The following is a 26043-nucleotide window of genomic DNA, read 5'->3' on the forward strand; positions in this document are numbered from 1 at the left end:
ATCGGCGTCTGCAACTACATCGGTCGGCGGGCGACGATGCGTCGAGCATGGGCCAGCACCGGTGCGTCCACCATCTGACCTCGGAAGGCGAACACCCCGCGATTGTGCTCGACGGCGTCGAGTACGGCTGTGGCCCATTCGATCTCGTCAGGCGTGGGAGCGTAGGCCTCGCGAATGACGGGGATGTGACTGGGGTGGATGGCCACTTTGCCGTCGAAGCCCACGGCCACAGCGTCGTCGGCCTCGGCGCGCACCCCGTCGAGATCGGGGATGTCGAGGTAGACCGAATCCAACGCGAACAGTCCCCGCGCCTTGGCGGCCAGCAATGTCTGCGACCGAACATGCTGTGCGACATCGCGGTACTGCCCACCGGTGTGTCGACTCGAATTCCCGCCCATCGCAGCGACCAGATCCTCGGCACCCCACATGGCACCGATGGCATTGTCGGCTGCGAGTGCGTCGAAGACCGTCACCGCGCCGAGCGGGGATTCGATCAGTGCGACGACATTCAGTGATGCCAGAGCTGTTATCTGATCGGCAGATTCACACTTGGGCAACATGACGGTCGTGTACTCGGTGCGCTGCAACGCGTCGAGGTCGGCGGCCTGGTCCTCGGTGCCGTGTGCATTGACTCGAACGATGGTGCGCGACGGGTCCAGCGGTGTCGACACCACGGACTCGCGAGCGCCGGCTTTGTCCGCGGCACCGACAGCGTCCTCGAGATCCAGAATGACGACATCGGCTCGGGCCGCTGCCTTCTCGTATCGCTCGGGTCGATCAGCGGGACAGAACAGCCACGCCGGGCCAGGGGGAATCCAGGTCATGACGCGTCGTCCTCGGGTCGCATCCGGACGAGAGTCTTGCGGACGGCAATCGCTACGACGTCACCGTGTTGATTTCGACCGGTGTGGGTGAACGTCACGATTCCCTCGCCGGGGCGGGACTTGGATTCGCGCTTGTCCGAGATCACCGTCTCCGCGTAGAGGGTGTCGCCGTGAAACAGCGGCTTCGGGAAGGAGACCTCGGAGAAGCCGAGATTGGCGACAATCGTGCCCTGGGTCAGCTGCGTCACCGACAATCCGACGAGGGTGGACACGGTGAACATCGAATTCACCAGCCGTTGACCGAAAGATGTTGTCTCACTGTAGGCGGCATCGAGATGCAGGGCCTGGGTGTTCATCGTCTGTGTGGTGAACGATGTGTTGTCGGCCTCGGTGATGGTCCGTCCGGGGCGATGTTCGTAGACGGTACCGAGCTCCATCTCCTCGAACCACAGGCCGCGTTGCCGAATGCGCTTGTCGCTCATAGCCCCAGGCTCCGCGCGATGAGCATCAGCTGAACCTCGGTGGTGCCTTCACCGATTTCGAGGATCTTGCTGTCGCGGTAGTGACGGGCGACGACATATTCGTTCATGAACCCGTAGCCGCCGTGAATCTGCGTCGCGTCGCGGGCGTTGTCCATCGCAGCCTCGGAGGCCACGAGCTTGGCGATGGACGCGGCCTTCTTGAAAGGCTTGCCCGCCAACATCAGTGCCGCCGCGTCGTAGTACGCCGTCCGCGCGGTGTGTGCGCGTGCCTCCATGCGGGCGATCTTGAACGAGATCGCCTGATTGCGGGCAATCGGAGCACCGAATGCCTCGCGCTCCTTGGCGTACTTGACGCTCTCGTCGACGCAACCCTGAGCCGCCCCGACCGATACGGCAGCGATCGCGATCCGACCCTCGTCGAGGATGTGCAGGAAGTTCGCGTACCCGCGGCCTTCCTGGCCGAGTAGGTTCTCCTGCGGGACTCGTACATCGGTGAAGCTGAGCGGGTGTGTGTCCGAGGCATTCCAGCCGACCTTGTTGTACGCCGCTTCGGCCACGAACCCGGGCGTGTCGGTGGGCACCAGGATCGACGAGATCTGCTTGCGTCCTGTTGTCTCGTCGACGCCGGTCACAGCGGTGACGGTCACGAGTTCGGTGATGTCGGTGCCGGAGTTGGTGATGAACTGCTTGCTGCCGTTGATGATCCAGTCACCGCCGTCGCGCTTGGCGGTGGTCTTGGTGCCGCCCGCGTCGCTACCGGCACCCGGCTCGGTCAACCCGAAGGCAGCCAGTGCCTTGCCTGCAGTGAGCTTGGGCAGCCACTGCTGCTTCTGCTCGTCGTTGCCGAAGCGGTAGACGGGCATGGCTCCGAGCGAGACGCCTGCCTCGAGTGTCATCGCGACGCTCTGATCGACCTTGCCGAGCTCTTCGAGTGCCAGGCACAGGGCGAAGTAGTCGCCGCCCATGCCGCCGTACTCCTCGGGGAAGGGCAGACCGAAGAGGCCCATCTCGGCCATCCCTGCGACCACCTCGTACGGAAAGGAGTGCTCGGCATCGTGTTTCGCCGAGACCGGCGCGACGACGGTGCGGGTGAAGTCCGCCACGGATTTGACCAGTTGCTGGTATTCGTCGGGCAGATTGGACGACGACAGATGTTCGGTCATGACTTGTCCTCTTCGGTGTCGGTGGGAACGATGCGGGCGAGGACCTGGTCGACGCGGACCTGATCTCCTACTGCGACTGTGAGTTCGACGGTGCCGTCGATGGGCGTGGTCAAGGTGTGTTCCATCTTCATCGCCTCGACGACGACGATGGCCGTGCCTGCGGTGACGGCGCTGCCGGAGGTCGTTCCGATCGCGATGATGGAACCCGGCATCGGCGAGAGGATCTCTGCGTCACCGGACTGCGTGTCGTCCTCGCGCACATTGGGTTCGGCGATTCGATCGATTCTCCAGGTGCCGCGTGAGCTGGATACCCAGGTGGACGATTCGTTTCGGGCCACGGTCATCGACTCGCGTCGATCGTCGAGAACGAGGTCGATGGAATCCTCGATAGCGGAGGCTCGCAGTCGGCGCGGTTCTTCGTCGTCGTCGACGACGACCGTCGCCGCATCGAGTGTCCCGGTGATGGACACGTGCGCGGTTCGAGTGCCGGACGTCAGCCGGAGCTGGAACGGTGCGTGCGCTCCCACCCGCCATCCCGACGGCATTCCCCAGATGTCCTGGCCCGCCTCCTGCCACGTGTCGAGCCAGGCGACGGTGGCTGCGGCGATCATCGCCTCGTCCGGGGCGTCGGCGGCAACGAAATCCTCGACGCGGCGGTCCAGTAGGCCGGTGTCGAGATTGCCGGCACGGACCTCGGTGTCGGCGAGCAGGAATCGAGCGAACTCGATGTTGGTGACGACGCCGAGTACCGAGGTATCGGCCAGGGCACGATCCAGGCTGCGCAGCGCTGTGCTGCGATCGGGGCCGTGTGCGATGACTTTCGAGAGCATGGGGTCGTAATTGCTGCCCACCTCGGTGCCGACGGCGAGACCGGAGTCGACGCGGATGCCCGTGCCGGTGGGCTCGCGCAACCCGACGACGGTGCCGCCGGTCGGGAGGAATCCGCGGCCGGGATCCTCGGCGTAGACGCGCGCCTCGATGGCGTGCCCGGTCAGTCGAATATCGTTCTGACTCAGCGTCAGTGACTCGCCGGCGGCGATCCTGACCTGCCACTCCACGAGGTCGATGCCAGTCACCATCTCGGTCACCGGGTGTTCCACCTGGAGTCGAGTGTTCATCTCCATGAAGAAGAAGTCGTCGGGATGATCGGCGGAGACGATGAACTCGACGGTGCCTGCGCCGGAGTAGTCGACGCTGCGAGCGGTGTTGCAGGCAGCCTCGCCGATACGCGCTCGGGTCTGCGCGTCGAGCAGTGGAGACGGCGCTTCTTCGATGACCTTCTGATGGCGTCGCTGCAGGCTGCATTCACGCTCACCGAGGTGGATGACGTTGCCGTGACCGTCGGCGAGGACCTGCACCTCGATGTGCCGGGGACGCAACACGAATCGCTCGAGGAACAGCGTGTCGTCGCCGAACGAGGAGGCCGCCTCGCGGCGGGCACTGGCCAGCGCGGCGGGCAGATCCTCGGCGCGCTCGACCAGACGCATGCCCTTGCCGCCGCCACCTGCGGACGGTTTGACCAGGACCGGGAATCCGACGTCGGGTGCACCGGCGACGAGGTCGTCGTCGGACAGTCCCGGTCGGGAGATGCCGGGTACAACCGGGACACCGAAAGCGCTGACCGCGGCCTTGGCGGCGATCTTGTCGCCCATCACCTCGATGGCCTTCTCCGGCGGCCCGAGGAAGGCGATTCCGGCTTCGGCGCAGGCCGCAGCGAAGTGGGAGTTCTCCGAGAGGAAGCCGTAGCCGGGGTGAATTCCCTGTGCGCCGGTGGCTTTCGCGGCGGCGATCACCTTGTCGATGTCGAGGTAGCTCTCACGTGCGCTGGCAGGGCCGAGTCGTACCGCGGTATCGGCTTCGCGGACGTGCCGGGCGTCGGCGTCCGGATCGCTGTAGACGGCGACGGTCCGAATGCCCATGCGGCGCAACGTTCGAGCGACGCGTACCGCGATCTCACCGCGGTTGGCGATCAGAATGGTGTCCAACATCGTGGTCATCTCTCTCACATCCGGAAAACGCCGTAGGAGACCGGCTCGAGCGGCGCATTGGCGCATGCCGAGAGTGCCAGTCCGAGAACAGTTCTGGTGTCGGCGGGGTCGATGATGCCGTCGTCCCACAGCCGGGCCGTCGAATAGTAGGGGTTGCCCTGACCTTCGTACTGATCTCGAATCGGTGCCTTGAAGGCCTCCTGGTCTTGCTCCGACCACGGATTACCCGACGCATCCAGTTGGTCACCTCGGACGGTGGCAAGGACGGACGCGGCCTGTTCACCGCCCATCACCGAGATCCGCGCGTTCGGCCACATGAACAGGAAGCGCGGGGAATACGCTCTGCCGCACATGGAGTAGTTGCCTGCACCGTACGAGCCGCCGATGACGACGGTGATCTTCGGAACGCGGGCGCAGGCCACTGCGGTGACCATCTTTGCGCCGTGCTTGGCGATGCCGCCGGCTTCGTAGTCTCGGCCGACCATGAAGCCGGTGATGTTCTGCAAGAACACCAGTGGGATGCTGCGCTTGTCGCAGAGTTCGATGAAATGCGCGCCCTTCATCGCAGATTCGGCGAACAGCACACCGTTGTTGGCGATGATTCCGACGGGATGGCCGTGGAGGTGGGCGAATCCGGTGACGAGTGTCTTGCCGTATTCGGCTTTGAACTCGTCGAATTCGCCTGCGTCGACCACCCGGGTGATCACCTCCCGCACGTCGTACGGGGTGCGTGGGTCGGTGGGGACGACGTCGTAGATCTCGCTCTGGTCGACGATCGGGTCGCGGGTGGGAACGACATCCCATGGCCGTGGGGTGCGGGGCCCGAGGGTGGAGACGATCTTCCGGACGCGGCGCAATGCGTCGCGGTCGTCGTCTGCCAGATGGTCGGTGACTCCGGAGACCTTCGAGTGCAGGTCTCCGCCACCGAGTTCTTCGGCGGTGACGACCTCGCCGGTCGCGGCTTTCACCAGGGGCGGGCCGCCGAGGAAGATGGTGCCCTGGTTCTTGACGATGATGGCCTCGTCGCTCATTGCAGGCACGTATGCCCCACCCGCAGTGCACGAGCCCATCACGGCGGCGATCTGCGCAATTCCTTTGGCGCTCATGGTCGCCTGGTTGAAGAAGATGCGTCCGAAGTGGTCGCGGTCAGGAAACACCTCGTCCTGGCGCGGGAGGAATGCGCCACCGGAGTCGACGAGGTAGATGCACGGCAGTGTGTTCTGCAGGGCGATCTCCTGCGCGCGCAGGTGCTTCTTCACCGTCATCGGGTAGTACGTGCCGCCTTTGACGGTGGCGTCGTTGGCAATGATGATGCACTCTCGACCGGCCACGCGACCGATGCCTGCGATCACGCCTGCCCCGGGGCACTCGTCGTCGTACAGGCCGTTGGCCGCCAGCGGTGCGATCTCGAGGAACGGGCTACCCGGATCCAACAGCTCGTCGACCCGGTCGCGGGGGAGCAGCTTGCCGCGGGCGATGTGCCGTTGCCGGGACTTCTCGCTACCGCCGAGTGCTGCCACGGCGAGCTTCTGGGAGAGCTGCTGCGTGAGTAGCTGATGATCTGCGCGGTTGGCAGCGGTATCGATCGCCATGAGATGCACGCCTTCAGGGGTTGGACGTCGGTGTCACACAGGGTTCAGTTAATGGTTGATAACTGACATGATAGTAAACTACGATTAACCGAGAGTCCAGGTTCGAGGGGGTGGCTGTGCAGGAGATCGAGGTCAAGCCGGCCACGGTGCGTGAGCAACGCAAAGCCGAACGTCGGCAGCAACTGCTCGATGCCGCGGCCTCGCTGTTCGCCGAACGCGGGTTCACGTCGGTGCGGCTCGAGGATCTGGGTGCAGCCGTCGGCATCAGTGGACCGGCCGTCTATCGCCACTTCCCGAACAAGGAGGCGGTGCTCGTCGAACTGATGGTCGGAATCTCGGAGTATCTGCTCGACGGCGGTCGCGAGGTGGTCGGCTCGCGGAAGGTCGATGAGGAGACGGTGTCGGCCCTGGTGGACTTCCACCTCGACTTCGCTTTCGAGACACCGGCTTTCATTCGAATTCAGGATCGCGACCTGCAGAGCCTCCCTGAGGGAGCGCGACGCAAGGTGCGCCGCATGCAGCGCGAGTACGTGGAACTGTGGGTGGCGACCCTGTGTGCCGTCGACCCGGAACTGAACGAGGCCGATGCCCGAACCACCGCGCACGCGGTGTTCGGACTCATCAACTCCACGCCCTACAGCGCGGGCCGCACGCCGTCGCGCAATGCTCGACCGGTGCTTCGAGCAATGGCATTGGCGGCATTGGGGGTATTGCACTGACCTCAGCGCCCACAATTCGACTACGTAAGCGGGATTCCGCCTGCAGATACGAATAGTGGGCGCTGAGGTCACCTCTGCGCCGCGCACAGGAAGAGCAAATCGTCGTTATCGGAGACAATGATCGACATGACGACCCAACTTTCGCCCGTCGAGATCGGCCGACGGCAGAGTCGATTCACTCGTGACGAGGTGCCGCGACTGCTGGCGATGGCCGGCTTCATCGCCGCTCTGCATGTGATCGGTTGGGGCCTGTTCACCCACTACGACTCGATTCCGAGCATTCACGGCCTCACCGGAGCCGACGGCACTCTCGTCTACGCCGGAGCCGGTGTGCTGGCGTACACCCTCGGTCTCAGGCATGCGTTCGACGCCGATCACATCGCCGCCATCGACGACACCACCCGCTTTCTGCTGCAGAAGGGCAAGCGGCCGTTGGCCGTCGGGCTGTTCTTCTCGCTCGGGCATTCGACCGTCGTGTTCGTCTTCGTCGCCGCGATTGCCTTCGTCGCGTCGCAGGCGACGGCGTTTCAGGACGCGTTCGCCGGGGTCGGCGGCATCATCGGCACGTTGGTGTCCGGAACCTTCCTGTACCTTATCGCCGCGCTGAACATCGCGGTCCTCGCCGGCATCGTCGGAGTCTGGCGGCGCGCAAAACGAGGTGACGTCACCGAGGCCGGGCTCGACGAGCTGTTGGCCAAGCGTGGCTTGATGAATCGACTGTTCCGGGGCCGCTACGACAAGATGATCAACCACTCGTGGCAGATGTACCCGCTCGGCTTACTGTTCGGACTCGGTTTCGACACCGCGACTCAGGTCGGTCTACTCGCGATCGCCGGCACCACCGCTATCGCCGGCGGACTCCCACCGATGGCGATCATCGCGCTTCCGGTCCTGTTCGCCGCGGGCATGACCACGATGGACACGATCGACGGCATCTTCATGTCCAAGGCGTACGGCTGGGCGTTCGTCACTCCGGTCCGCAAGATCTACTACAACATGACGATGACGGGCCTGTCGGTCTTCGTTGCGTTGGTGATCGGGACGGTCCAGCTGCTGACGCTGCTTGCCGAGCAGTTCGAGCTGACCGGTGGCCTGTGGGACGCACTGGCCGTCATCGACCTCAACCTCGCGGGCCAACTCGTCGTCGGCACGTTTTTCGTTGTCTGGATCGGCGCGGTCGTGTATTACAAGGTGGCGCGCATCGACGAACGCGGTGGCGCACACTCGAACGCAACGGAGACCCAGTGATTGCTCGTCGTCGGATCGGTGCCCTTGCAGTAGTTACGGCGCTGGCGTCGAGCATGGCTTCTGGCCTGCTGACCGCCCCTGCCTCGGCTGCGCCGACGATCACCCAGAACATCGGCGATGTCGTCTCCAGTCGCGCTCTACCGCAAGAATTCTGGATCCCTGGCTCGTCCTCGGCCGAGGTGCTCACCTACGTCACCACCGACACGTTCGGCGAGAAGGCGCTCAGCACCGGCACCGTCTTCCTTCCTCAGGGCACTGCGCCCGAGGGCGGTTGGCCGGTGATCTCGTGGGCTCACGGCACCTCCGGGCTCGGTGACTCGTGCGCGCCGTCGGTCGCGGGACCGGCGCTGGCCGAACGAGATCTGCCGTACCTCGGTAACTGGCTCGCGCAGGGCTACGCCGTTGTGGCCAGTGACTATGCCGGCCTCGGCACCGAAGGATTGCAGGCATATCTGGACGGGCGGACCACGGCGCACAACGTGGTCGACATGGTGAAGGCAGGCCGCCACTACAGCGATCAACTCTCGCGCAAGTGGGTGACGGTCGGTCAGTCTCAGGGCGGCGGCGCAGCGATCTACACCGCGCGCTACGCAACCGAATTCGGTGGATCGGATCTGGACTATCGCGGCGCAGTGGGCACCGGGACTCCCGCGTACATCGAGAAGCTCGTCTCGATCGGTGGACCGGGGATGCCGCCGGTGGCGCTCCCGGCCGGTCTGACCGCGTACGTCGCGTACATCGCTGCTGCTCTTCGCTATTCGCACCCCGAGCTGGGCCTGGACGACATCCTCACTCCCGTAGGAAGGACGTACGTGGATCTGGCCGAGACGGCCTGTGTCGCGGACCTCGAGGAGCAGCTCGAGGGCGTCAAGGTCGGTGATTTCTTCACTGCGCCGCTGACCAGCCTGCCGAATTTCACCGCAGTGCTCGACGACTACATGGCCATGCCCGAGGCCGGCTTCGACAAGCCGTTCTTCATGGGCCACGGGCTGCGGGACACCGATGTCCCGTTCCCGACGACCGCCGCGTACGTCGCCAGGCTCACCGCCAACGGTCAGCCGGTGACCTTCCGGCCCTACGACGCCGATCACAGCGGAGCGCTCGTGCAATCACAGGCCGACACGATTCCGTTCGTCGCAGGGCTGTTCCGCTAGGTCACCGGTCGCTTGCTGGGCAGTCCGTATGCCCGGGCGGTGAACTTCTCGAGCACGGTGCGCGGCAGCAGTCGCTGCGCCATGAACACTGCGGGAGCATTGCTGCCGACGGCATAGAGGGGCCGAGTCTTCTTGTCCTCGACGGCTTTCAGGACCGTCTCGGCCACGGTGTCCGCGGAGATACCCTGTGCCTCCTTGGCGTCGAGGTGCGAGATCACCGTTGTGAAGTCGCGGAGGTACGGCGAATGCGGTCCGCAGTACTTGGTGCGGCGGGCGGAGAGTCCGGTGGCGATGGAGCCGGGTTCGACGGTGGTGATGTCCACCCCGTAGGGCGCGAGCTCGAAGCGGGCCGCCGTCGAGAAGCCCTTGATCGCTGCCTTGGTCGCGGCGTACGACGAGCGATAGGCCAACGGGAAGCTGGCCAGCATCGAGCCGATATTGACGACCTTGCCCCGACGGCGTTCGCGCATCCCCGGCAGTACGGCTTGCATGAGCTCGACGGCACCGAACACGTTGAGCTGGAACAGTCGGGTGACCGCCTCGATCGGGAGTTCCTCGATGGGGCCGCACTGGCTTTCGCCCGCATTGTTGATCAGAACATCGATCTCCACGTCGGCAAGTCCGTCGACGAACGTCCGGATGGAGTCCGGGTCGGTCAGATCGAGATCTCGGTACTCGACCCCGGGGATGGGGTCGACCACGGTGGAACAACTGCGGCTCGTGCCGATGACGCGGTAGCCGCGAGCGAGCAGTAGTTCGGCGACAGCTTGGCCGATACCGGACGTGGCTCCGGTGACAAGTGCGGTGTTCATCTACGCCTCTTCGTTGCGGTGTTTCCGGTTCTCGGGGTGGCTACTGCCGCCGTGGGAGTGGTTCGATCGATTCTTCGCAACCTGGTGCTCGGAACTCGGGTGTGCAAGGCCGGCACCGACTTACCCGCCGCCATGACGGTTCGGTCCGGTCGTACGACAGCCGCTACCGCGTGACCGCGCCGCAACCACAGTCCGAGCTCGGAGGAGGCCGCGACCTCGACGACGACAGCGCCACGACGATCGACCTCGCGTCGCTGTTCGACGGTCAACGGGGTCGTCGAGACGAAGAGAAACTGTCCCGGCGCGATGCTGTCCAGTCGGGCGCCGTTGTCCAGGGAGCTGTTGGGGCACAGCGCGCCTACCACCGAACGGATCTGCGCTGCCGGACGCTGGACGAAATCGGAACGGGTGAGCGGAGGAGTGGCGCTGTCGGACACCTTCGCTCCGATGAGGGGCAGGTGGCCGAGAGCCGGTGCGAGCGTGGTGCGCAGAATTCCGGTCAGTCGGCTGCCACCGGTCATTGTCCAGCCCATGGCGACGGCCATCCGAATCATGGCCGTGGCATGAGTCTTTCGCTCGATTTCGTAACTGTCGAGTGCCGAATCGGAGACGTGCCCGTCGAGGGCCCCGACAATCTTCCAGACCAGGTTGCGCGCATCACGCAGACCCGCGCCCATTCCCTGTCCGATGAACGGTGGAGTCAAGTGCGCCGCGTCGCCGAGGACGAACACACGTCGATCCCGCCAGCTATCGGCCACCTGCGCCCGAAATGTGTACTCGGCGCTCCGAATCAGCTCCATCGAGGGGTCGTCGACGTGCCGCAGCCACGGCGCTATGAGCGGCCGGACAGCGGCGAGATCCTCGAACTCGTCGAGGGTTTCGCCGTCGAGCATCCGAAATTCCCAGCGGTAGCGGGTGGAACCGATTCGCATGTACGTGGCGGATCGTTCGGAGTCGCACACCTGGTGAACGCCGTCCCACTGATCGAGTTCGGCATCGGTGGCGATATCGATCACCAACCACCGTTGCGCGAACCCGAGGTCCTCCATCTTCGACCCGATGGACCGGCGCACGATGCTGTTGGCACCGTCGCAGCCCAGTACGTAATCCGCGGTCACCCAGTGTGGGGTTCCGTCCTCGGTGGATGTGTACGACACTCGGACCGTATCTTTCAGGTTCTGCACGTCGGTGATCTCGCACCCGCCGCGCATCTCGATCGTGTCGTATCGGGCGACGTGCGTGCGCATGAGGCGCTCGAGGTCCGGTTGATCGAACATGTTCGCCTGGGGATAGCCGTGTGGTCTGTCGTCGGGATCGCGTTCGAACTCGGCCAGGATGCGCAGATCTTTGGTGCACAGTCGCAGCCCACGGCCGGGACGTGAGATAGCGGCGAAATCCTCTGCGACACCGATGTCGTGCAGAATTCGGTACACCTCGTCGTCGAGATGTACTGCGCGCGGCCGCGGATAGACGTCGGCCCAGCGATCGAGCACCAGGCAGGGGATGCCGTACTGCGCCAACAGCAGAGCGGCCGTCATGCCCGTCGGGCCGGATCCGACGATGACCACCGGGTGGTGGGTGCCGTCGGATCCGCGTTCGGTCATCGGTACGAGACCCGGGTGCGCTGCACTCCCAGGTCGAGGGATCCGTCGGGGGTGGAGCACGTCAGTTCGAGAACGTCGCCGTCCTGCAGGAAGTCGGGATTCTTGGCCTGCTTCTTGAAGAACACCTTCCACTTGAGCGCCGGCGGGATCAGGGATCCGATCATCTCGATCGGCTTGGCCGGAACCTTCAGCGCAGTACCACCGGGAGTGCCGGTGAGCAGCAGATCGCCCGCGTCGAGCCGCTGGAAATTGCTCAGCGCCTTCAGCGATTCGACCGGCCGGTAAATCATGTCGGCCACGGTACTGTCCTGTCGCACAGTCCCGTTGACGCGCAGTGTCAGAGTCAGCTCGCCGAACCGGTCGAATTCTCCGGCCTCGAGAAGGAGCAGTCGTGGGCCGACCGGCGTGAACGTGGGGTACGACTTGCCCTCGTAGAACTGGGTTTTCGGTAGTTGGACGTCTCGCGCAGACACGTCGTTGGTGATGACGAGTCCGGCGACGTACTCGGCCACGTTGCTGGCATCGATCTTGGTGCCGACGGTCAGCGTCTTGCCGAATACCAGGCCGATCTCGATTTCGTAGTCGAGGAGTTTCACGTGCGTCGGCTTGACGATGTCGTCGGTGGGGCCGCTGATCGAACCGGACGTCTTCCGAAAGAACGTCAGTGGCACCGTGTCGGGGTTCATTCCCGAGTCCTTGACGTGCGAGACGAAATTGGTCATGTTCGCCACTACCCGGCACGGTGCGGTGACCGGGGAGAGGAGCGAAAGCGTCTCCACTGCAAGCACATCGGTGCCGGTACGCGCTGCGTCCACAGCGGCGCGATCGGCGAGAAGCTCGGCGGTCGTGGTTGCCGACGTGTCGATGCGCGACGCCCCGGCCGGGGTCTCGACCCACCAGGCGTCGGCGGTGCGTAGTACAGCGATGCTCATGAGGAAGCCACTTTCATCAGGCCGCGAAGGCGTTCGGTGTCGAACTCGTTGTCGGTGCGTAGGGAGGACAGGATCGATTTGAGCTCGTGCAGAGAGGCTTTGCTCGGGGCGATACCGAGAAAGTCCTTCGATGCCGGTGGGCCCCACTGGGCGAGGCCGGATGCCGTCATCGGTGCCCAGCCGGGTTCGAGCGAGCTGTCGAACATGTCGCCGTCGCTGAAATGCTCCACCAGGAAACCGTCGGGATCGCGCCAGTAGTCGAAGATCTGACTGCCCTGGATGTGTCTGCCGATGCCCCAGGAGTGCTTGTACCCACGCTCGGTGAGGAATTCGCCACCGGCGGCGATGGCGTCGATGTCGGTCACCTGGTACGCCGAGTGCACGTAGCGATTCGACGGGCCGAGAGTCATCGCGAGCGTGTGGTGATCGGACGGGATGCTGCCCCGATCGCAGCGGATGAAGCTCATCACCGGTCCACGGTCGCGTTGGCCGTCGTAGTAGAGGAAATCGCTGACGATCAGACCCAGGTGGTGTAGGTACCAGTTCAGATTCTCCAGGTAGTCCACTCGCTGCAGCACCACGTGCCCGAGCCGTTGGACGCGCGCCGGCTGACGCGGGGGCCTCTGGGTGGCGTTGATCCGGTTGCGTGGATCGCCGAAGTTGTAGGTGTGCGCGTCCTGGCCCGGGAGTTCGGGATGTTCGGTGTAGCCCGACACGATCTGCACAGGCTGTCCGCCTGGATCGGTCAGAGTGACGGCGATGCCGCCGAGTGTGTCGGGTAGCCGGTGCACGCGCTGCCCGGTGGCATCGGCGAGGCGGACGACGTCGGCGTCCTCTGCGGCAGCGAATGCCGCGCCGACGAACCGCGTTCGTTTGCCGCGTCGGATGATCACGCACGGCGAACCGACGTGCGTGCCGCGCAGGTGAATCTCCTCGGACGTGCGCAGTGAGACGGTGAAACCGAACGCCACCGCGAATGCCTCGGCCTTGGCCAGGTCGGGTTTGCGGAACTCGAGCCACGCGATGTCGCGCACCTTGATGATCGGATCGCTGGCTTTCCCCGGGTGTTCGCCTGGAAGCGCGCCCTGATCCACATGCATGTTCTTGTGGCCGTCGACGTCGTGTCCCATCAGTCCTCCCTCGTTGGTGACACTATCGTCACCTATGACTAATCGGTCAGTCAAGAGTGTTGACAAATTCGTCAGCGGTGAGGAAGGGTCAAGGCGGCGACAAATGCACTCAGGAGTAGGGACCATGACCGAAACCCCGAATCGCCTCGAGCGACGCAAAGCGCGCACGCGCGGTGCCCTGATCTCTGCCGCGCAGAGCTTCATCGCCCGCGGCGAATTGCACGTGCCGATTGCCGAGATCACTCAGGCCGCAGACGTCGGCATGGGGTCGTTCTACAACCATTTCGAGAGCCGAGAGCAGCTGTTCCAGGCTGCGGTAGACGGTGCCCTCGAGCTGTTGGGCATCTATCTGGACTCGCTGAGCGACGACGAGGACGATCCCGCGGAAGCGTTCACCCGGTCGTTCCGCATCGCCGGCCGACTGTTCCGGCAACAACCGGATCTGAGCCGAGTGCTCATCCACTCCGGGCCCGAGTTGATCACCTCGAAGCACGGTCTCGGTCCGCGGGCCTCGCGTGACATCGAAGCCGGAGTGCTGAGCGGGCACTTCCGCGTGCAGGACACCCAGCTGGCTCTGGCCCTGGCAGCGGGGGCACTGCTGGGCATGGGGCAACTACTGCTCGAACAGCCGGAACGAAGCGACGTCGACGCCGTCGACAACATGGCGCACAGCGTGCTGCTCGCCCTCGGGATGTCCGACGCGGATGCGCGTGAGCTGTGTGCGCGGACCCTGCCTCCGCTGGACGCGGTTCCCAGCGTCGACGCGTAACGGGCCCGTCCGGGTGTCAGTGCGCCCGGCTGTGTTCGAGGTCGCGAATGATATCGCCGACTGCGTTGTCACGCAGTAGCTTCCACTCCAGGATCGGGTTGAGGATCCCACGGAACCAGAAGTACGGTGCCCACACTGCGGGGGCGATCAGCCGTGCTCGACGCGTACGGACCGCGTCGACCAGGAGGTCCGCCGCCCGTGAGGACGGGAGTCGACGGCTCAACGGCCAGGGGAGAAATGCACCGATCCGCTGCCCCATCGGATCGTTGTCGAGGGTGTGGCGCGCCAGATCGGTGTCGACCACCCCGAAGTACGCCAGACCGGCCGATGCACCGACCGCTGCGAGTTCGATGCGTAGCGCGCGGCCCAGCTGTTCCACGGCTGCCTTGCTGACCATGTAGGCAGACCCGCCCATGCCAGGAGTGAATGCAGCACAGGACGATACGAGCAGAATGTGCCCACCACTGGTCACGATCTCGTCCGCCGCGGCGCGGACGATGGTGAGCACACCGCCGAAGTTGACCGCCATGACGGAGTCGAACACCGCGCGGTCGACGGTCCTGATGGTGGCAGGCGGCGGTGTGATGCCGGCGTTGGCGATCACGATGTCGATCCCGCCGAAGGCGCGCACCGTCGCCTGCACGCACTCCGTCATCGCCTCCGGATCCGTGACGTCCCCGGTCAACAGCAACACCCGTGCAGCGCCCGCCGCGTCGGTCGGGAAGTGAAGATCCACCACTGCCACGGATGCACCGGCGGCCACCAGTTTTGCTACGGTCGCGGCACCGATGCCGCGTGCACCGCCGGTCACCAGTGCGACCTTGCCGGTGAGGTCCATGTGGTTCCTCATGCGGACTCCTCGGTGACGGCGAGTGTGCCCGGCACATCGAGAGTGGCACTGCGGCAGGAATAGTGGTCGAGTTCGATGGTCGACATACGACGGGTGAAGTTGCGTACCGAACCCGGCCAGTAGGTGACGTTGCGGCCCGATGGGCTCAGGTAGTAGCTGCTGCACCCACCCGAGTTCCACACCGAACCGGCCAACCGTTCGTCCGTGTAGTCCGCGAATTCCGTCTGTGCAGTGCGGGTGACGTCGATTGCGGCCAAGCGCTTGTCGTCCATCGCCCGCAGTGCTGCGAGAACGTAGTTCACCTGTGCTTCGATGGTGACGACCTGCGAGGTGTACACCACCGAGTTGGGGCCGAGCACCATGAAGAAGTTCGGAAAGCCGTGCACCGTCGTCCCTCGATACGACGACATCTCTCCGTCGGGCCAGGTCTGCGCCAACGACCGACCGCCACGACCGACGATGCGCCGAAAGCCTGAATGCCCGGCGACGGTGAAACCTGTTCCGAGAACGATGGTGTCGACCTCGTGGACCGTTCCGTCGGTCGTGACGACGCCCTCGGGCACGACGCGGGAGATGGCGGTGGTCTCGACGGTGACGTTGTCGCGGCACAGGGCGGGGTAGAACTTGTTCGAGAACGTCGGCCGCTTGCAGCCGAATGTGTAGGTGGGAGTCAGCTTCTCGCGGAGTACGGGATCCTTCACCTGTCTGCGTAGGTGAGCCCGGCCCAGTGCGGTCAACGGCGTCAGCAGGGCGCGGTGCCGAATCAGGCCGGGCACCAGAGCTTCCTGGAACAGATCGAACGTACGACGCATGGCGCGCTGAGCCGCCGGAAACTTCCTCAGCGCGGATCTGCCGGACTCGGAGATGGGACGGTCCGGGTGGGGAAGGATCCACGTGGGCGTGCGTTGAAAGAGCGTCAGATGTGCGGCCGACGGAGCGAGTCGGGGTACGAACTGCACCGCCGATGCGCCGGTGCCGATGACGGCGAGACGCTTACCCTCGGCCGAATGGTCATGGTTCCATCGGGCCGAATGAAAGACGTTGCCTCCGAACGATTCCAGACCGTCGATACTGGGAGTGGCGGGTTCACTGAACGGGCCGAGGGCTCCGATCAGAATCCGAGAAGTCCATGTTCCGCCGCTCGTTCGCACGATCCAACGCGCCCGGTCGTCGTCCCACGTCGCGTCGAGCACCTCGTGTCCGAACCGGATTCGATTCCGGATACCGAACCGGTCGGTGCAGTCGTTGAGGTACTGCTCGATCTCGGGCTGCAGTGGATACAGGCGGGTCCAGTCCGGGTTGGGTGCGAACGAGAACGAATACAGCGCCGAGGGAATGTCGCACTGGGCGCCGGGATAGGTGTTCACATGCCACGTCCCGCCGACCGCGCTGTCACGCTCGAAGATCAAGAAGTCGCCGCGGCCTTCCTGTTCGAGCCGTATTCCAGCTCCGAGACCGCCGAAGCCGGCACCGATGATGGCGACGTCGATATGCGACGCGGCAGAGTCGTTGTCGGTCATGATGTGTGGCTCCTTCTACAGATCGAGAACGACGACGTCGCCGTCGACCGCGGCGCGTGACACGCACAGGGTGAGTGAGTTCTCGCGTTCGGTGCGGCTCAGCACGCGATCGCGATGGTCGACGCGGCCGCCGGTGAGGCCGACGACGCAGGCACCGCAGAAACCTTGGCGGCAGGAGAACGGCTGATCGGGACGGACTCGTCGGAGGGCGTCGAGGGCGGTCTCCTGTGCGCCGACTTCGACGGTGTCGCCGGACCGTGCGAGCTTCAGCACGAACGGACGGCCGTCGACCACGGGGGCGGGCGCGAACAGCTCGGTGTGGAACTCCCGAACCGCGGTACTTCGGGTGGCCTCCTCGCGCAGCCGGCGCGAGAGTGCCGCGGGGCCGCAGACGTACAGGGCCGAGGGTCCCGTCCCAAGATCGACGATGTCCGACGGACTCGGAAGTCCGTCCACGTCATCGGTTTTGACGATCACGTGCCCGCGGGAGGTGAGCGCCAGATGCTGCAGTTCGGCGACGAACGGCAGGCTCGCGCGAGATCTCCCGTGGTAGTAGAGGGTCCACCGTGTGCCGTCGGCGACGGCGCGCTCGATCATGGACCGAATGGGGGTGATGCCGATGCCGGCCGCGACGAACAAGTAGTGCTCGGCGGCGGCCATGGGAAATGCGTTGCGGGGTCCACGGACTCGGAAGGTGTCTCCTGGAACGAGACCGTGTATCTCGGTGGAGGCCGCGCCGCCGGGGATCCTGCGGACACCGATGCGATATCGATCGCCTCCTGCCGGCCGACCTGCGAGCGAGTACTGCCGAACCGAGCCTGCCGGTGTGGTCACGTCGATGTGTGCACCGGGCAACCAGGTCGGCATTGCGCTTCCGTCGCTGCGACGCAGTAGAAGTGAGCGCACGTCCTCGGCCTCGTCGACGATCTCGTCGATGGTGGTCTCGAATTCGTAGCCGACGCATCGGCGCGGTCGCGCCGGGGAGAGGGCGGTCACGACGGACGAGTCGGTGACCAGTCTTGCGTACACCCGAGATGCCGTAGCGATGGCTCGGAGACCACGGCCGGGGTCGGTCACCGTGATCTCACCCAGATGGCTGTGTCTCGGGGCTGTTTCGGTGGTCACTGCTGGGCCGCCAGTGCTGCAGGTGACGTCGCCAGGTATCGCACGGCCTTGTCGATGTCGCCCATCTTCGATGGGTGAAAACCCGGTCGGATGTACAGGGCGAGTTGTACGAACAGAAACGACAGGCCCGGTATCAGTTGCTTGCGGGATGCTCGTGCGAAGGCGAGAGGCCAGGGGGTGCGAAGTCGGCGCTTCCCGGTGCGCGGGGTGGCCACCGAGTTCTTGTACAGGTACGCGGCGGTGCTGAACCAGAGCACGGCCAACCCCGCGCTGGCTATCACCGCGGTGCGGGCGCGGCGAAACGCACCCCCGTCGACGTACTGGAATGCGTCGAAGGCAACGTTGCGGTGTTCGAGTTCCTCGGCTCCGTGCCAGCGAAGCAGGTCCAGCATCGTCGGATCGACACCGAGGCGATCGAATTCGGTGTTGTCCAACAGCCATTCGCCCACTACTGCGGTGAAATGTTCGGCTGCGGCGTAGATCCCGAGGCGCTCGTTCAGCCACGCTTTGCCCGCGCGGCCGGTGAGGCCGTGATCGCCGAACACCACGCCCACCGCGAATCGAATGCGCTGCAGGATCGGCTCGATGTCGACGCCGTGCGCGACGAGGTACGTACGAAAGCTCTCGTGCGAGGACGCGTGCGTGGCTTCTTGTCCGACGAAACCGACGACCTCCTCGTGCAGTCTGCGGTCGTCGATGTACGGAAGCGCGAGGGCGAACACGTCGGCCATCGCCCGTTCGCCCTCCGGCAGCACCAGGTGCATCACGTTCCAGAAGTGCGTGGCGTACCACTCGTGCGGAATGTACTGCAGCGGAACGCCGGTCCAGTCGAACGTCACCGCGCGGGCCACGATCGCATAGGACTCGTCCAGGTGGCGCGCGTTCGGGTCGATCGCTCGGTCACGAGACATTCGAGCTCCATTCGTCGAAATGCTGATGAGGTGATGCTACATAGCAACAGATAGTGTTGCAATGTTGCATACAATCATCGAGGGTGCCGTTAGGATCGGACGATGCATCCAGACGGTGACGACGGGCCGATCCTCGATGCCGCGTTGGAGTTGTTCGGCGAGGTCGGCATCCCCAGAACGACCATCGGGGACGTGGCCAAGCGCGCCAAGATCAACCGGGTGACGGTCTATCGCCGCATCGGATCCAAGGACGAGCTGGTGCGCGCGGTCATGGCACGTGAGTCGACGAGACTGTTCGTCGCGGTGGCGGCAGCGGCCGCCGAACAATCGTCTCGGGCGGATCGTGCCGCGCACGGATTCGCGACGACGATCGAGTCGGTGCGAACCAATCCCGTCCTGCTCAAGATGTTCGACTCCGAGAGTGCGTTGGTACTCGAACAGTTGACGACCAATGCGTCGACCCTGCTCGCGTCTGCAATAGACGCTGCCGCCCAGATCGCCCGGGGAGGGCTGGACTCGGACAGTTTCGCAGTACCCGACGCCCCGGAAATCGTGGTCCGCGTCGTGCATTCGATTCTGCTGACTCCGGCAGCGGGTGCTGCACTCGAGACGTACGACGATCTGCTGGCCTTCGCGCACCGCAGCATCGTGCCGTTGCTTGTCGGCGATGACCACCGCGGCTAGGAGTTAGGCTAGGCTGCCCAGTCATGCCTCGATTCTTCGTGTTCCACGGCCGTGCAACCGGCCGGATGAGACGTTCCGCCTCTGCCGGGCTGTACACGCTCCTCGGCGCTCTCTCTCTGGCTCTGGTCGGATGCTCGAGCGCCACGTCGGAACCGTCCGGTCCAGCCGAGGCCGCCGGCACCAGGACGGTGCAGGACTACTTCGGCCCGGTCGAGGTTCCCGAGCGACCCGCCCGGGTCGTCGCCGCCGACCCCATCTCACTGGCCCTGATGCTGTCGCTCGAAGTGAATCCCGTGGCCGCGTCCTTCAACCCGCTGGCGCTACCCGCGCACGTCGACGAGCGCATCGGCGACATCGCAAACATAGCGGGTGAGGGTGGCGGCTTCGATCCCAACGTCGAGGGAATCCTGGCTCAGGACCCCGACCTGATCGTGGTGGTCGCCGGGTACGACGGCGAAGGCGAGAAGGCGTGGAACAAGGAGATCTACGACAAGCTCGCCGCCAGCGGAGTGCCGACCTACGGCTTCGCCTACAACGACGGGGTGTCGCTCGAGGACGTCTCGCATGGAGTCGCGGCCATAGGGGATGTGCTCGGAAAGCAGAGCGAGGCAACGGACCTCATGCAGAATCTGATGGACCGGATGGCCGCGCTGAAGCAGCGAGTTGCCGACGCGGACCTGGCCGACAAGCCGGTCTCCGCTGTTCGATTGAGCGAGCGCGGGGAGTACTCGATTCGCGTCGGAACGGGTGAGAGCATCGCCTTCCGTGGTCTGGGCATGGCGCAGCCGGAGGGCCAGCAGGATCCGAGCCTGTTTCGTATCGACATCACCGACGAGACGCTGAACACGCTGAACTCCGCCGACACCCTGTTCGTGTACACCGACCAGGGTGCCGACAGCGAACGGGACGCGATCAGTGCTGCACCGTTGTGGTCCACACTGCCTGCCGTGCAGCAGAATCGGGTGCACTGGGTCTCGGCGAGCGTGTGGAATTCATCGGACCCGATCGGCCTGGGCAAAATCATGGACGACATCGAAAAGATGTTCATCGAGCCGGCAGAGCAGAGCTGAAGGCCTCGTCATGGCCGGCCGACGTGACGAGGGCGGTTACCTCACAGCGCGAGTAATCGAAGCGAACCGCTTGTCGCCGTCGCTGATTCGAGTCGTGTTCGATGCTTCCGATGCGCGCGGGTTCGAGTCGAGTGGAGTGCCCGACGAAATCGTGCACCTGTACTTTCCGGCCGACGGAGAGGACGTACCGCCCGAGATGATCCGACGCGACGGCGTTCTCGCGCATCACGACGACGTGGTTCGTGAATGCCGCAATTACACCGTCCGGCGCTGGGACGGCGACCGGATCACGATCGACTTCGTGGACCACGTCGGCGGCGTGGCCGCGGACTGGGCTCGCTCGGCCGAGCCGGGTACGGCGCTGGGGATGTGGGGAACACGGTCGTGGTACGAGCCGCCCGCCGACACGGAGTGGATGTTGTTGATCGCCGATCTACCGGGGCTACCCGCTCTGTGCCGTGCTCTCGAGCAGCTGCCTGCCGGACTCCGCGCGCATGCGATCGTCGAGGTGGCTCACGGCGACGACGTGTTGGACGTTCGATCGGCGGCCTCGGTGACGATGGACTGGAGGGTGGCCGGAAACGGGCGCGCACCATCGCAACTCGTCGATGCTGTGCGCACGTTCCGAGTTCCGACGGGAAACGGGTACGTCTGGTTCGGCGGTGAGGCGTCGGCGGGTAGAGGCATACGTAAGCACTTCCGCAGTGAGATCGCATTCCCTGCCCGCCGCATGGCCGTCGTCGGATACTGGCGAGACGACAAGGAAGCATGGATCGAACGCTATGAGCGGGTCGCCGATTCACTGATCGGCGACTACGAGCGCATCGCGTCCGCTGGCATGGGTGAGGCCGAGGCCGAGATCCACTGGGACGAGATTCTCGAGCGCGCCGGACTGTGACTCGAGGACTCGACGGACGGCATTCGCCGTCGCGCGATCACAGAACTGCGTCGGCCGATTCCTTGGCCACGTAGGCGTCACGCAGGTCGCGCTTGAGGATCTTGCCTGCTCCGCTCATGGGTAGCGCCGTCACGAACTCGATGGTGCGGGGAGTCTTGTACCCGGCAACGTAGGTGCGAGTGTGCTCGCGTAACTCGGCTGTCGTGGGTGAGAGTCCCTCGGCCAGAACGACACACGCATGAACTCGTTCACCCCACTCCTCGTCCGGAACGCCGATCACGGCACAGGCCAGAACGGCGGGATGACGACTGAGCGCACTCTCCACCTCGGCGCTGTAGACGTTCTCGCCGCCGGTGATGATCATGTCCTTCAAGCGGTCGACGACGAACAGGAATCCGTCGGAGTCGAGGTAACCCACGTCGCCGGTGTGCATCCAGCCGTCTCTAACGGCGGCCGCGGTCTCCTCCGGCTTGTTCCAGTACCCCAGCATCACATGACCGCCGCGGACGCAGATTTCGCCGACGTCACCGGTGGCGAGCTGCTCGTCGTCCGGGCCGAGGATGCAGATCTCCGAGTGAGGGGCCGCGCGTCCCGCCGAGCCGATACGTTGTCCAACATGATGTTCCGGCCACAGCAGAGATGCGACCGGCGCGAGTTCTGTCATGCCGTAGGCCTGAGTGAGGCGGGCCTGCGGTAGCCGGGCGAGGGTCCGTTCGAGGACCCCGGCGGAGATGGGGGATCCTCCGTACAGCACGCGGCTGAGTGACGAGGTGTCGAACTCGCTCAACGTGGGGTGGTCGACCAGAAGCTGAATCATCGTCGGTACCAGCAGAACATCGGTGATCGAATGCTTCGCGATCGCGCCGAGGACGGCGGTCGGCTCGAAGAACGGAACCATGACATGGGTGCCACCGAGCATGACCTGCCCTACCCATGCAGCCAGATCGGCGAGGTGGAACATCGGTGCGGCGTGGAGCAGTACCGACGCGTCGTCGAGCAGCTGTCCGGTGGCCACCGTCCCCAGGCCGGACGTCACCAGATTCGCGTGGGAGAGCATGACGCCCTTGGGGAATCCGGTGGTGCCGCCGGTGTAGAAGAGGCCGGCCAGGGCGTCGCCGCTGCGTCGTACATCGGGAACGGGACCGTGGGATGCCACCAGATCCTCGTACGACACCATGCCGTCAGGGGTGGAACCGTCCCCGCAGTAGACGACGGTGGCCAGGTCGGGGCACGACGCGCGTAGAGCCGGAACCATCGCCCCGAAGGTGTCGTCGACGATGAGTACCTTGGTCCCGGAGTCGTTGAGTGCATACGCAACTTCGACGGGTGACCACCGAATGTTGACGGGATTGAGCACGGCATCGGCCCACGGGACCGCAAGCAGGTACTCGGAGTAGCGATCACTGTTGAACGCCAGCATTGCCACTCGATCGCCGCTCTCGACTCCGACGGAATGCAGACCGGCCGCCAACCTCGCCACACGATCGATCTGTTCCGAGAAGGTGCGCACGCGATCGCCGAACACCGTTGCAGCGCGATCAGGTGTGGTGGCTGCGGAGCGATGGAGGCCTTGAGTGAGATACATGGCGAGGTCCCTTGTGCGAGAGGGGGCGCGGTACGCCCGAGTGAATACGGTCACAGTTCCACCTTGTTGGCGTGGTGTCAATAGCGAAGCCGTGGGTGATCGACGGGATGTGAACCGTGAAAAGGATTGCCCAGCTACCGTTCTGGGGCGTTGTCGAGAGAGCGTGCGGTGGAGAGAACGGTGACGAGCACGTCTGTCAGAAGTGTTTCCACCTGGTCCCGGGTCAGCGTGCCGCGCACCAGCCACTCGCGACCTGCCGCCTTCACCATGCCGCCGAACGCCCGCACTGCCGACGTTGCGATGCGTCTGTCGCCGCGGTGTGTCTCGAAAGCCGTTGCGTCCAAGACGCGCTCGGCGGCAAGGTCGTCCGCCTCGTCCAGAATCTGCGCCACCTGCTGGTCCACGCCCGAGCCGCTCGCCACCGACACCCACGCCGTTCCGTGTGCCTCGATGACGCCCACCAGCCAGTGCACACTCCCGCGAGCCCTCTCCTCGACCGAGCCCGTGGGCAAGTGCACGTCCTCGATCGGCGGCACGGTGACCAGGAAACGAACACACTCGAGGTACAGATCCCGTTTGCTGCCGATGTAGTGATGAATGAGCCCGCGTGCAACACCCGCAGCCGCAGCCACGTCGGCCATGGAGACCTCGGCGTACGGCTTGTCGCCGAACAAGCGAACGGCGGCGGCCAGGATCTGGGTCCGTCGCTCGTCCGGTTCCAGTCGATTCCACTTGGGTGTGCTTGCAGCCGGCATGGTTGTCATGATCGCACCGAACCGAGCGAGCGCGATCTCAGAGGTACCGCTCGGTGCGTGCTCGCAGCGACGCGGGTACGACGAACCTGTCGCCGTATCGCGCCCGCAACTCGTCGGCTCGGTGCACGAATCCCGGGAGACCGCCGTCGAACTGATTGACGAACTGCAGCACACCGCCGGTCCAGGCAGGGAAGCCGATACCCAGAATGGACCCGATATTGGCGTCGGCGACGGTTCGGAGAACGCCCTCGTCGAGGCACGCGACCGAATCCAGTGATTGGGCGACGAGCATGCGATCCATCATGTCCTCGAACGGAATTCCGTGATCGGGGCGGTGGTAGTGCTCCACCAGGCCCGGCCAGAGCCGGACCTTGCTGCCGTCCTCGGCGTACTCGTAGAACCCGCGCCCCGCCTTGCGTCCCGGACGGTCGAACTCGTCGACGAGGCGATCGACCAGGGCGTACGAATTCGAGACGATCCAGGGGCGACCGTCCGCGCGAGCGGCCTCGGCCATGCCCTCGCGGATGTGCCGCGACAGGGTCAACGAAATCTCGTCCATCAGAGCAAGTGCGCCGGACGGGTAGCCGGCCTGGAGTGCGGCCTGCTCGACGGTGGCCGGATGCACGCCCTCCGCGACCAGCGAGATCGCCTCGTCCATGAATCGGCCGATGACGCGGGTGGTGAAGAAGCCGTGACTGTCGCCGACGACGATGGGTGTCTTGCCGATCAGACGGACGAAGTCGAATGCGCGGGCAAGAGCGGAATCACTGGTGTGTTCTCCCACCACTATCTCCACCAACGGCATCTTGTCGACGGGGGAGAAGAAGTGCGTGCCGATGAAGTCGGCGGTTCGCGAAACAGACTGCGAGAGTGCGGTGATGGGGAGGGTGGAGGTGTTCGAGCACAGCAGCGCGTCGGCGGTCAGGTACTTGTCGACGTCCTCGAAGGCACCCTGCTTGACGGCGGGATCCTCGAACACTGCCTCGACGACCAGGTCGCAACCCTCGGCGTCCGCCGCGTCGGAGCTGGGGGTGATGAGCGCGAGCACCGCATCGGCATCGGCCTGGGTCTTTCGTCCCTTCGCGACAGCTTTGCCGAGAATCGAACGCGCGTAATCTTTTCCGCGCTCAGCAGACTCGATCGAGACATCGCGGAGGATCACTGGAACCTGCGCCGAGGCGACGACGTAGGCGATGGCGGCACCCATCATTCCGGCCCCGATCACCAGCACTTTCTCGGGAACTCGATGTGGTTCGGCCGGAGGGCGGGAAGCGCCTTTGGTGATGGAGCCGAGATCGAAGAACATCGACTGGATCAGGTTGCCCGAGATCGGCCCGCAGGCGAGCGACGTGCAGTAGCGGGTTTCGACGAGGGAGGCGGCCTCGAAGTCGAGTACCGATCCTTCCACTGCCGCGGCAACCACTGCGATGGGGGCAGGCATCGGCGCGCCCTTGACCTGTTCACGCACTGTTGCCGTGAGTGCCGGCAGCTGCGCGGCCACAGCCGGTGCTGACGCCGTACCGCCGGGGATCGTGAATCCCGCCCTGTCCCAGGGCTGGAGGGCCTCGGGATTGGCGGTGATCCATGAACGTGCCTGCGCCATCATCTGCTCGTGGGTGTCGACGACCTCGTCGATGAGTCCGAGTTCGAGGGCCTGCGCCTGCCGATATCGCTGGCCCTGGCCCACCACCTGTGTCAGAGCCTCGACGATGCCGAACATCCGAACCGTTCGGGTGACGCCACCGGCCCCGGGCAGCAACCCGAGTGTCACCTCGGGCAGCCCGAATCGAGCCGTGCTGTTGTTCAGGGCAATTCGATGATGGCAGGCCAGGGCGATCTCGAAGCCGCCGCCGAGCGCGGTGCCTCCCAGTGCGGCCACCACCGGCTTGCCGAGCGTCTCGAGCCGCCGAAACTTGTCCTTCGTGAAATCGAGCGCACCCGCGATCGTCGCGTGGTCGGACGGATCGGCGTCGCGCAGCAATTCGAGGTCGCCACCGGAGAAGAACGAATCCTTGCCTGACGTGACGATGATGCCGTCGTACGCATCGAGTTCGGTCTCGAGCCAGTCGACGGTCTGCTCGAGCGATTCACCGAATGCCGCGTTCATCGTGTTCGTGGAATGCGCAGGATCGTCGATCGTCAGCACGACGATACGGTCGGTACCGATCTCGCCGGTGATGGTGGAAGTGTGCAGTGCGGCTGGGCTGTTCATCGGATCCTCGGGTCGG

Annotated in this window: 23 protein-coding genes; 7 read left to right on the top strand and 16 right to left on the bottom strand. The window is 64.9% G+C overall.

Annotated elements, in window-relative coordinates; all coding sequences use genetic code 11:
* Positions 1-14 precede the first annotated feature (14 nt).
* The 5 genes from J1M81_RS18755 to J1M81_RS18775 are packed head-to-tail and all read right to left on the bottom strand — an operon-like array spanning position 15 to position 6049.
* Entirely contained in the window at positions 15-824 is an 810-nt protein-coding gene (locus J1M81_RS18755; RefSeq protein ID WP_204847090.1) for a CoA ester lyase, read from the bottom strand.
* Complete coding sequence (locus tag J1M81_RS18760; protein WP_027494718.1) at positions 821-1306, bottom strand: MaoC family dehydratase; 486 nt, start codon at positions 1304-1306, stop codon at positions 821-823. The genes J1M81_RS18755 and J1M81_RS18760 overlap by 4 nt, the downstream gene beginning before the upstream one ends.
* Positions 1303-2469, bottom strand: coding sequence for an acyl-CoA dehydrogenase family protein (locus J1M81_RS18765; protein ID WP_027494717.1), 1167 nt, complete (start codon positions 2467-2469; stop codon positions 1303-1305). The genes J1M81_RS18760 and J1M81_RS18765 overlap by 4 nt, the downstream gene beginning before the upstream one ends.
* On the bottom strand, positions 2466-4466 hold the full coding sequence (locus tag J1M81_RS18770; protein ID WP_206498573.1) for an acetyl/propionyl/methylcrotonyl-CoA carboxylase subunit alpha: 2001 nt from the start codon (positions 4464-4466) through the stop codon (positions 2466-2468). The genes J1M81_RS18765 and J1M81_RS18770 overlap by 4 nt, the downstream gene beginning before the upstream one ends.
* A 5-nt stretch (positions 4467-4471) precedes the next feature.
* Positions 4472-6049, bottom strand: coding sequence for a carboxyl transferase domain-containing protein (locus J1M81_RS18775; RefSeq protein WP_206498574.1), 1578 nt, complete (start codon positions 6047-6049; stop codon positions 4472-4474).
* A gap of 116 nt (positions 6050-6165) precedes the next feature.
* On the opposite strand from J1M81_RS18775, the gene J1M81_RS18780 reads away from it, so the two are divergent.
* The 3 genes from J1M81_RS18780 to J1M81_RS18790 all read left to right on the top strand — a co-directional run bounded on the left by J1M81_RS18780 (position 6166) and on the right by J1M81_RS18790 (position 9170).
* On the top strand, positions 6166-6768 hold the full coding sequence (locus J1M81_RS18780) for a TetR/AcrR family transcriptional regulator (RefSeq protein WP_371831421.1): 603 nt from the start codon (positions 6166-6168) through the stop codon (positions 6766-6768).
* A gap of 126 nt (positions 6769-6894) precedes the next feature.
* Positions 6895-8016 (top strand): HoxN/HupN/NixA family nickel/cobalt transporter, encoded by a 1122-nt coding sequence (locus tag J1M81_RS18785; protein ID WP_051365299.1) that lies wholly within the window; start codon positions 6895-6897, stop codon positions 8014-8016.
* A 53-nt stretch (positions 8017-8069) separates the two neighbouring features.
* Positions 8070-9170: a S9 family peptidase gene (locus J1M81_RS18790; protein ID WP_155288933.1), complete on the top strand. Its 1101-nt coding sequence runs from the start codon at positions 8070-8072 to the stop codon at positions 9168-9170.
* On the opposite strand, the gene J1M81_RS18795 is transcribed toward J1M81_RS18790, so the two are convergent.
* From J1M81_RS18795 to J1M81_RS18810, 4 genes are read right to left on the bottom strand one after another with little or no spacing between them, the layout of a single operon-like run.
* Entirely contained in the window at positions 9167-9982 is an 816-nt protein-coding gene (locus tag J1M81_RS18795) for an SDR family oxidoreductase (RefSeq protein WP_032392900.1), read from the bottom strand. The genes J1M81_RS18790 and J1M81_RS18795 overlap by 4 nt on opposite strands.
* Positions 9979-11586, bottom strand: a complete 1608-nt coding sequence (locus J1M81_RS18800) for a bifunctional 3-(3-hydroxy-phenyl)propionate/3-hydroxycinnamic acid hydroxylase (protein ID WP_206498576.1) — start codon at positions 11584-11586, stop codon at positions 9979-9981. Before J1M81_RS18800 ends, J1M81_RS18795 begins: the two co-directional genes overlap by 4 nt.
* Positions 11583-12518, bottom strand: a complete 936-nt coding sequence (locus J1M81_RS18805) for a fumarylacetoacetate hydrolase family protein (RefSeq protein WP_206498577.1) — start codon at positions 12516-12518, stop codon at positions 11583-11585. The genes J1M81_RS18800 and J1M81_RS18805 overlap by 4 nt, the downstream gene beginning before the upstream one ends.
* Positions 12515-13648 carry a VOC family protein gene (locus J1M81_RS18810; protein WP_045841497.1) on the bottom strand — a complete coding sequence of 378 codons (1134 nt, stop codon included), beginning with the start codon at positions 13646-13648 and terminating at the stop codon, positions 12515-12517. The genes J1M81_RS18805 and J1M81_RS18810 overlap by 4 nt, the downstream gene beginning before the upstream one ends.
* 124 nt (positions 13649-13772) lie before the next feature.
* On the opposite strand from J1M81_RS18810, the gene J1M81_RS18815 reads away from it, so the two are divergent.
* Complete coding sequence (locus J1M81_RS18815) at positions 13773-14417, top strand: TetR/AcrR family transcriptional regulator (protein WP_094644156.1); 645 nt, start codon at positions 13773-13775, stop codon at positions 14415-14417.
* A 16-nt stretch (positions 14418-14433) separates the two neighbouring features.
* Here the strand turns inward: J1M81_RS18815 and J1M81_RS18820 are convergent, their stop codons facing one another.
* From J1M81_RS18820 to J1M81_RS18835, 4 genes are read right to left on the bottom strand one after another with little or no spacing between them, the layout of a single operon-like run.
* Positions 14434-15267: an SDR family NAD(P)-dependent oxidoreductase gene (locus J1M81_RS18820; RefSeq protein WP_094644157.1), complete on the bottom strand. Its 834-nt coding sequence runs from the start codon at positions 15265-15267 to the stop codon at positions 14434-14436.
* Entirely contained in the window at positions 15264-16787 is a 1524-nt protein-coding gene (locus J1M81_RS18825) for an NAD(P)/FAD-dependent oxidoreductase (RefSeq protein ID WP_206498578.1), read from the bottom strand. Before J1M81_RS18825 ends, J1M81_RS18820 begins: the two co-directional genes overlap by 4 nt.
* Positions 16788-16802: 15 nt before the next feature.
* Positions 16803-17912, bottom strand: coding sequence for a PDR/VanB family oxidoreductase (locus J1M81_RS18830; RefSeq protein ID WP_283348107.1), 1110 nt, complete (start codon positions 17910-17912; stop codon positions 16803-16805).
* Complete coding sequence (locus J1M81_RS18835; RefSeq protein WP_027494703.1) at positions 17909-18823, bottom strand: metal-dependent hydrolase; 915 nt, start codon at positions 18821-18823, stop codon at positions 17909-17911. Before J1M81_RS18835 ends, J1M81_RS18830 begins: the two co-directional genes overlap by 4 nt.
* 102 nt (positions 18824-18925) lie before the next feature.
* Between J1M81_RS18835 and J1M81_RS18840 the strand changes: the two genes are divergently transcribed.
* From J1M81_RS18840 to J1M81_RS18850, 3 genes are read left to right on the top strand one after another with little or no spacing between them, the layout of a single operon-like run.
* Complete coding sequence (locus J1M81_RS18840; protein WP_032368713.1) at positions 18926-19507, top strand: TetR/AcrR family transcriptional regulator; 582 nt, start codon at positions 18926-18928, stop codon at positions 19505-19507.
* A 23-nt stretch (positions 19508-19530) separates the two neighbouring features.
* Positions 19531-20577, top strand: a complete 1047-nt coding sequence (locus tag J1M81_RS18845; RefSeq protein WP_080729037.1) for an ABC transporter substrate-binding protein — start codon at positions 19531-19533, stop codon at positions 20575-20577.
* A 10-nt stretch (positions 20578-20587) separates the two neighbouring features.
* Complete coding sequence (locus J1M81_RS18850) at positions 20588-21475, top strand: siderophore-interacting protein (RefSeq protein WP_206498579.1); 888 nt, start codon at positions 20588-20590, stop codon at positions 21473-21475.
* A 37-nt stretch (positions 21476-21512) separates the two neighbouring features.
* Here J1M81_RS18850 and J1M81_RS18855 read toward each other — a convergent pair whose 3' ends face one another.
* The 3 genes from J1M81_RS18855 to J1M81_RS18865 all read right to left on the bottom strand — a co-directional run bounded on the left by J1M81_RS18855 (position 21513) and on the right by J1M81_RS18865 (position 26027).
* Complete coding sequence (locus J1M81_RS18855) at positions 21513-23060, bottom strand: long-chain fatty acid--CoA ligase (RefSeq protein WP_206498612.1); 1548 nt, start codon at positions 23058-23060, stop codon at positions 21513-21515.
* Between the two features lie 134 nt (positions 23061-23194).
* A complete protein-coding gene (locus J1M81_RS18860; protein WP_306427547.1) occupies positions 23195-23824 on the bottom strand; it encodes a TetR/AcrR family transcriptional regulator in 630 nt (209 codons plus the stop codon).
* A gap of 28 nt (positions 23825-23852) precedes the next feature.
* Complete coding sequence (locus J1M81_RS18865; protein WP_206498580.1) at positions 23853-26027, bottom strand: 3-hydroxyacyl-CoA dehydrogenase NAD-binding domain-containing protein; 2175 nt, start codon at positions 26025-26027, stop codon at positions 23853-23855.
* Between the last annotated feature and the right edge of the window lie 16 nt (positions 26028-26043).

It is taken from the genome of Rhodococcus sp. KRD175 (genome assembly GCF_017168275.1).
GTDB classification, from domain to species: Bacteria; Actinomycetota; Actinomycetes; order Mycobacteriales; family Mycobacteriaceae; genus Rhodococcoides; species Rhodococcoides fascians.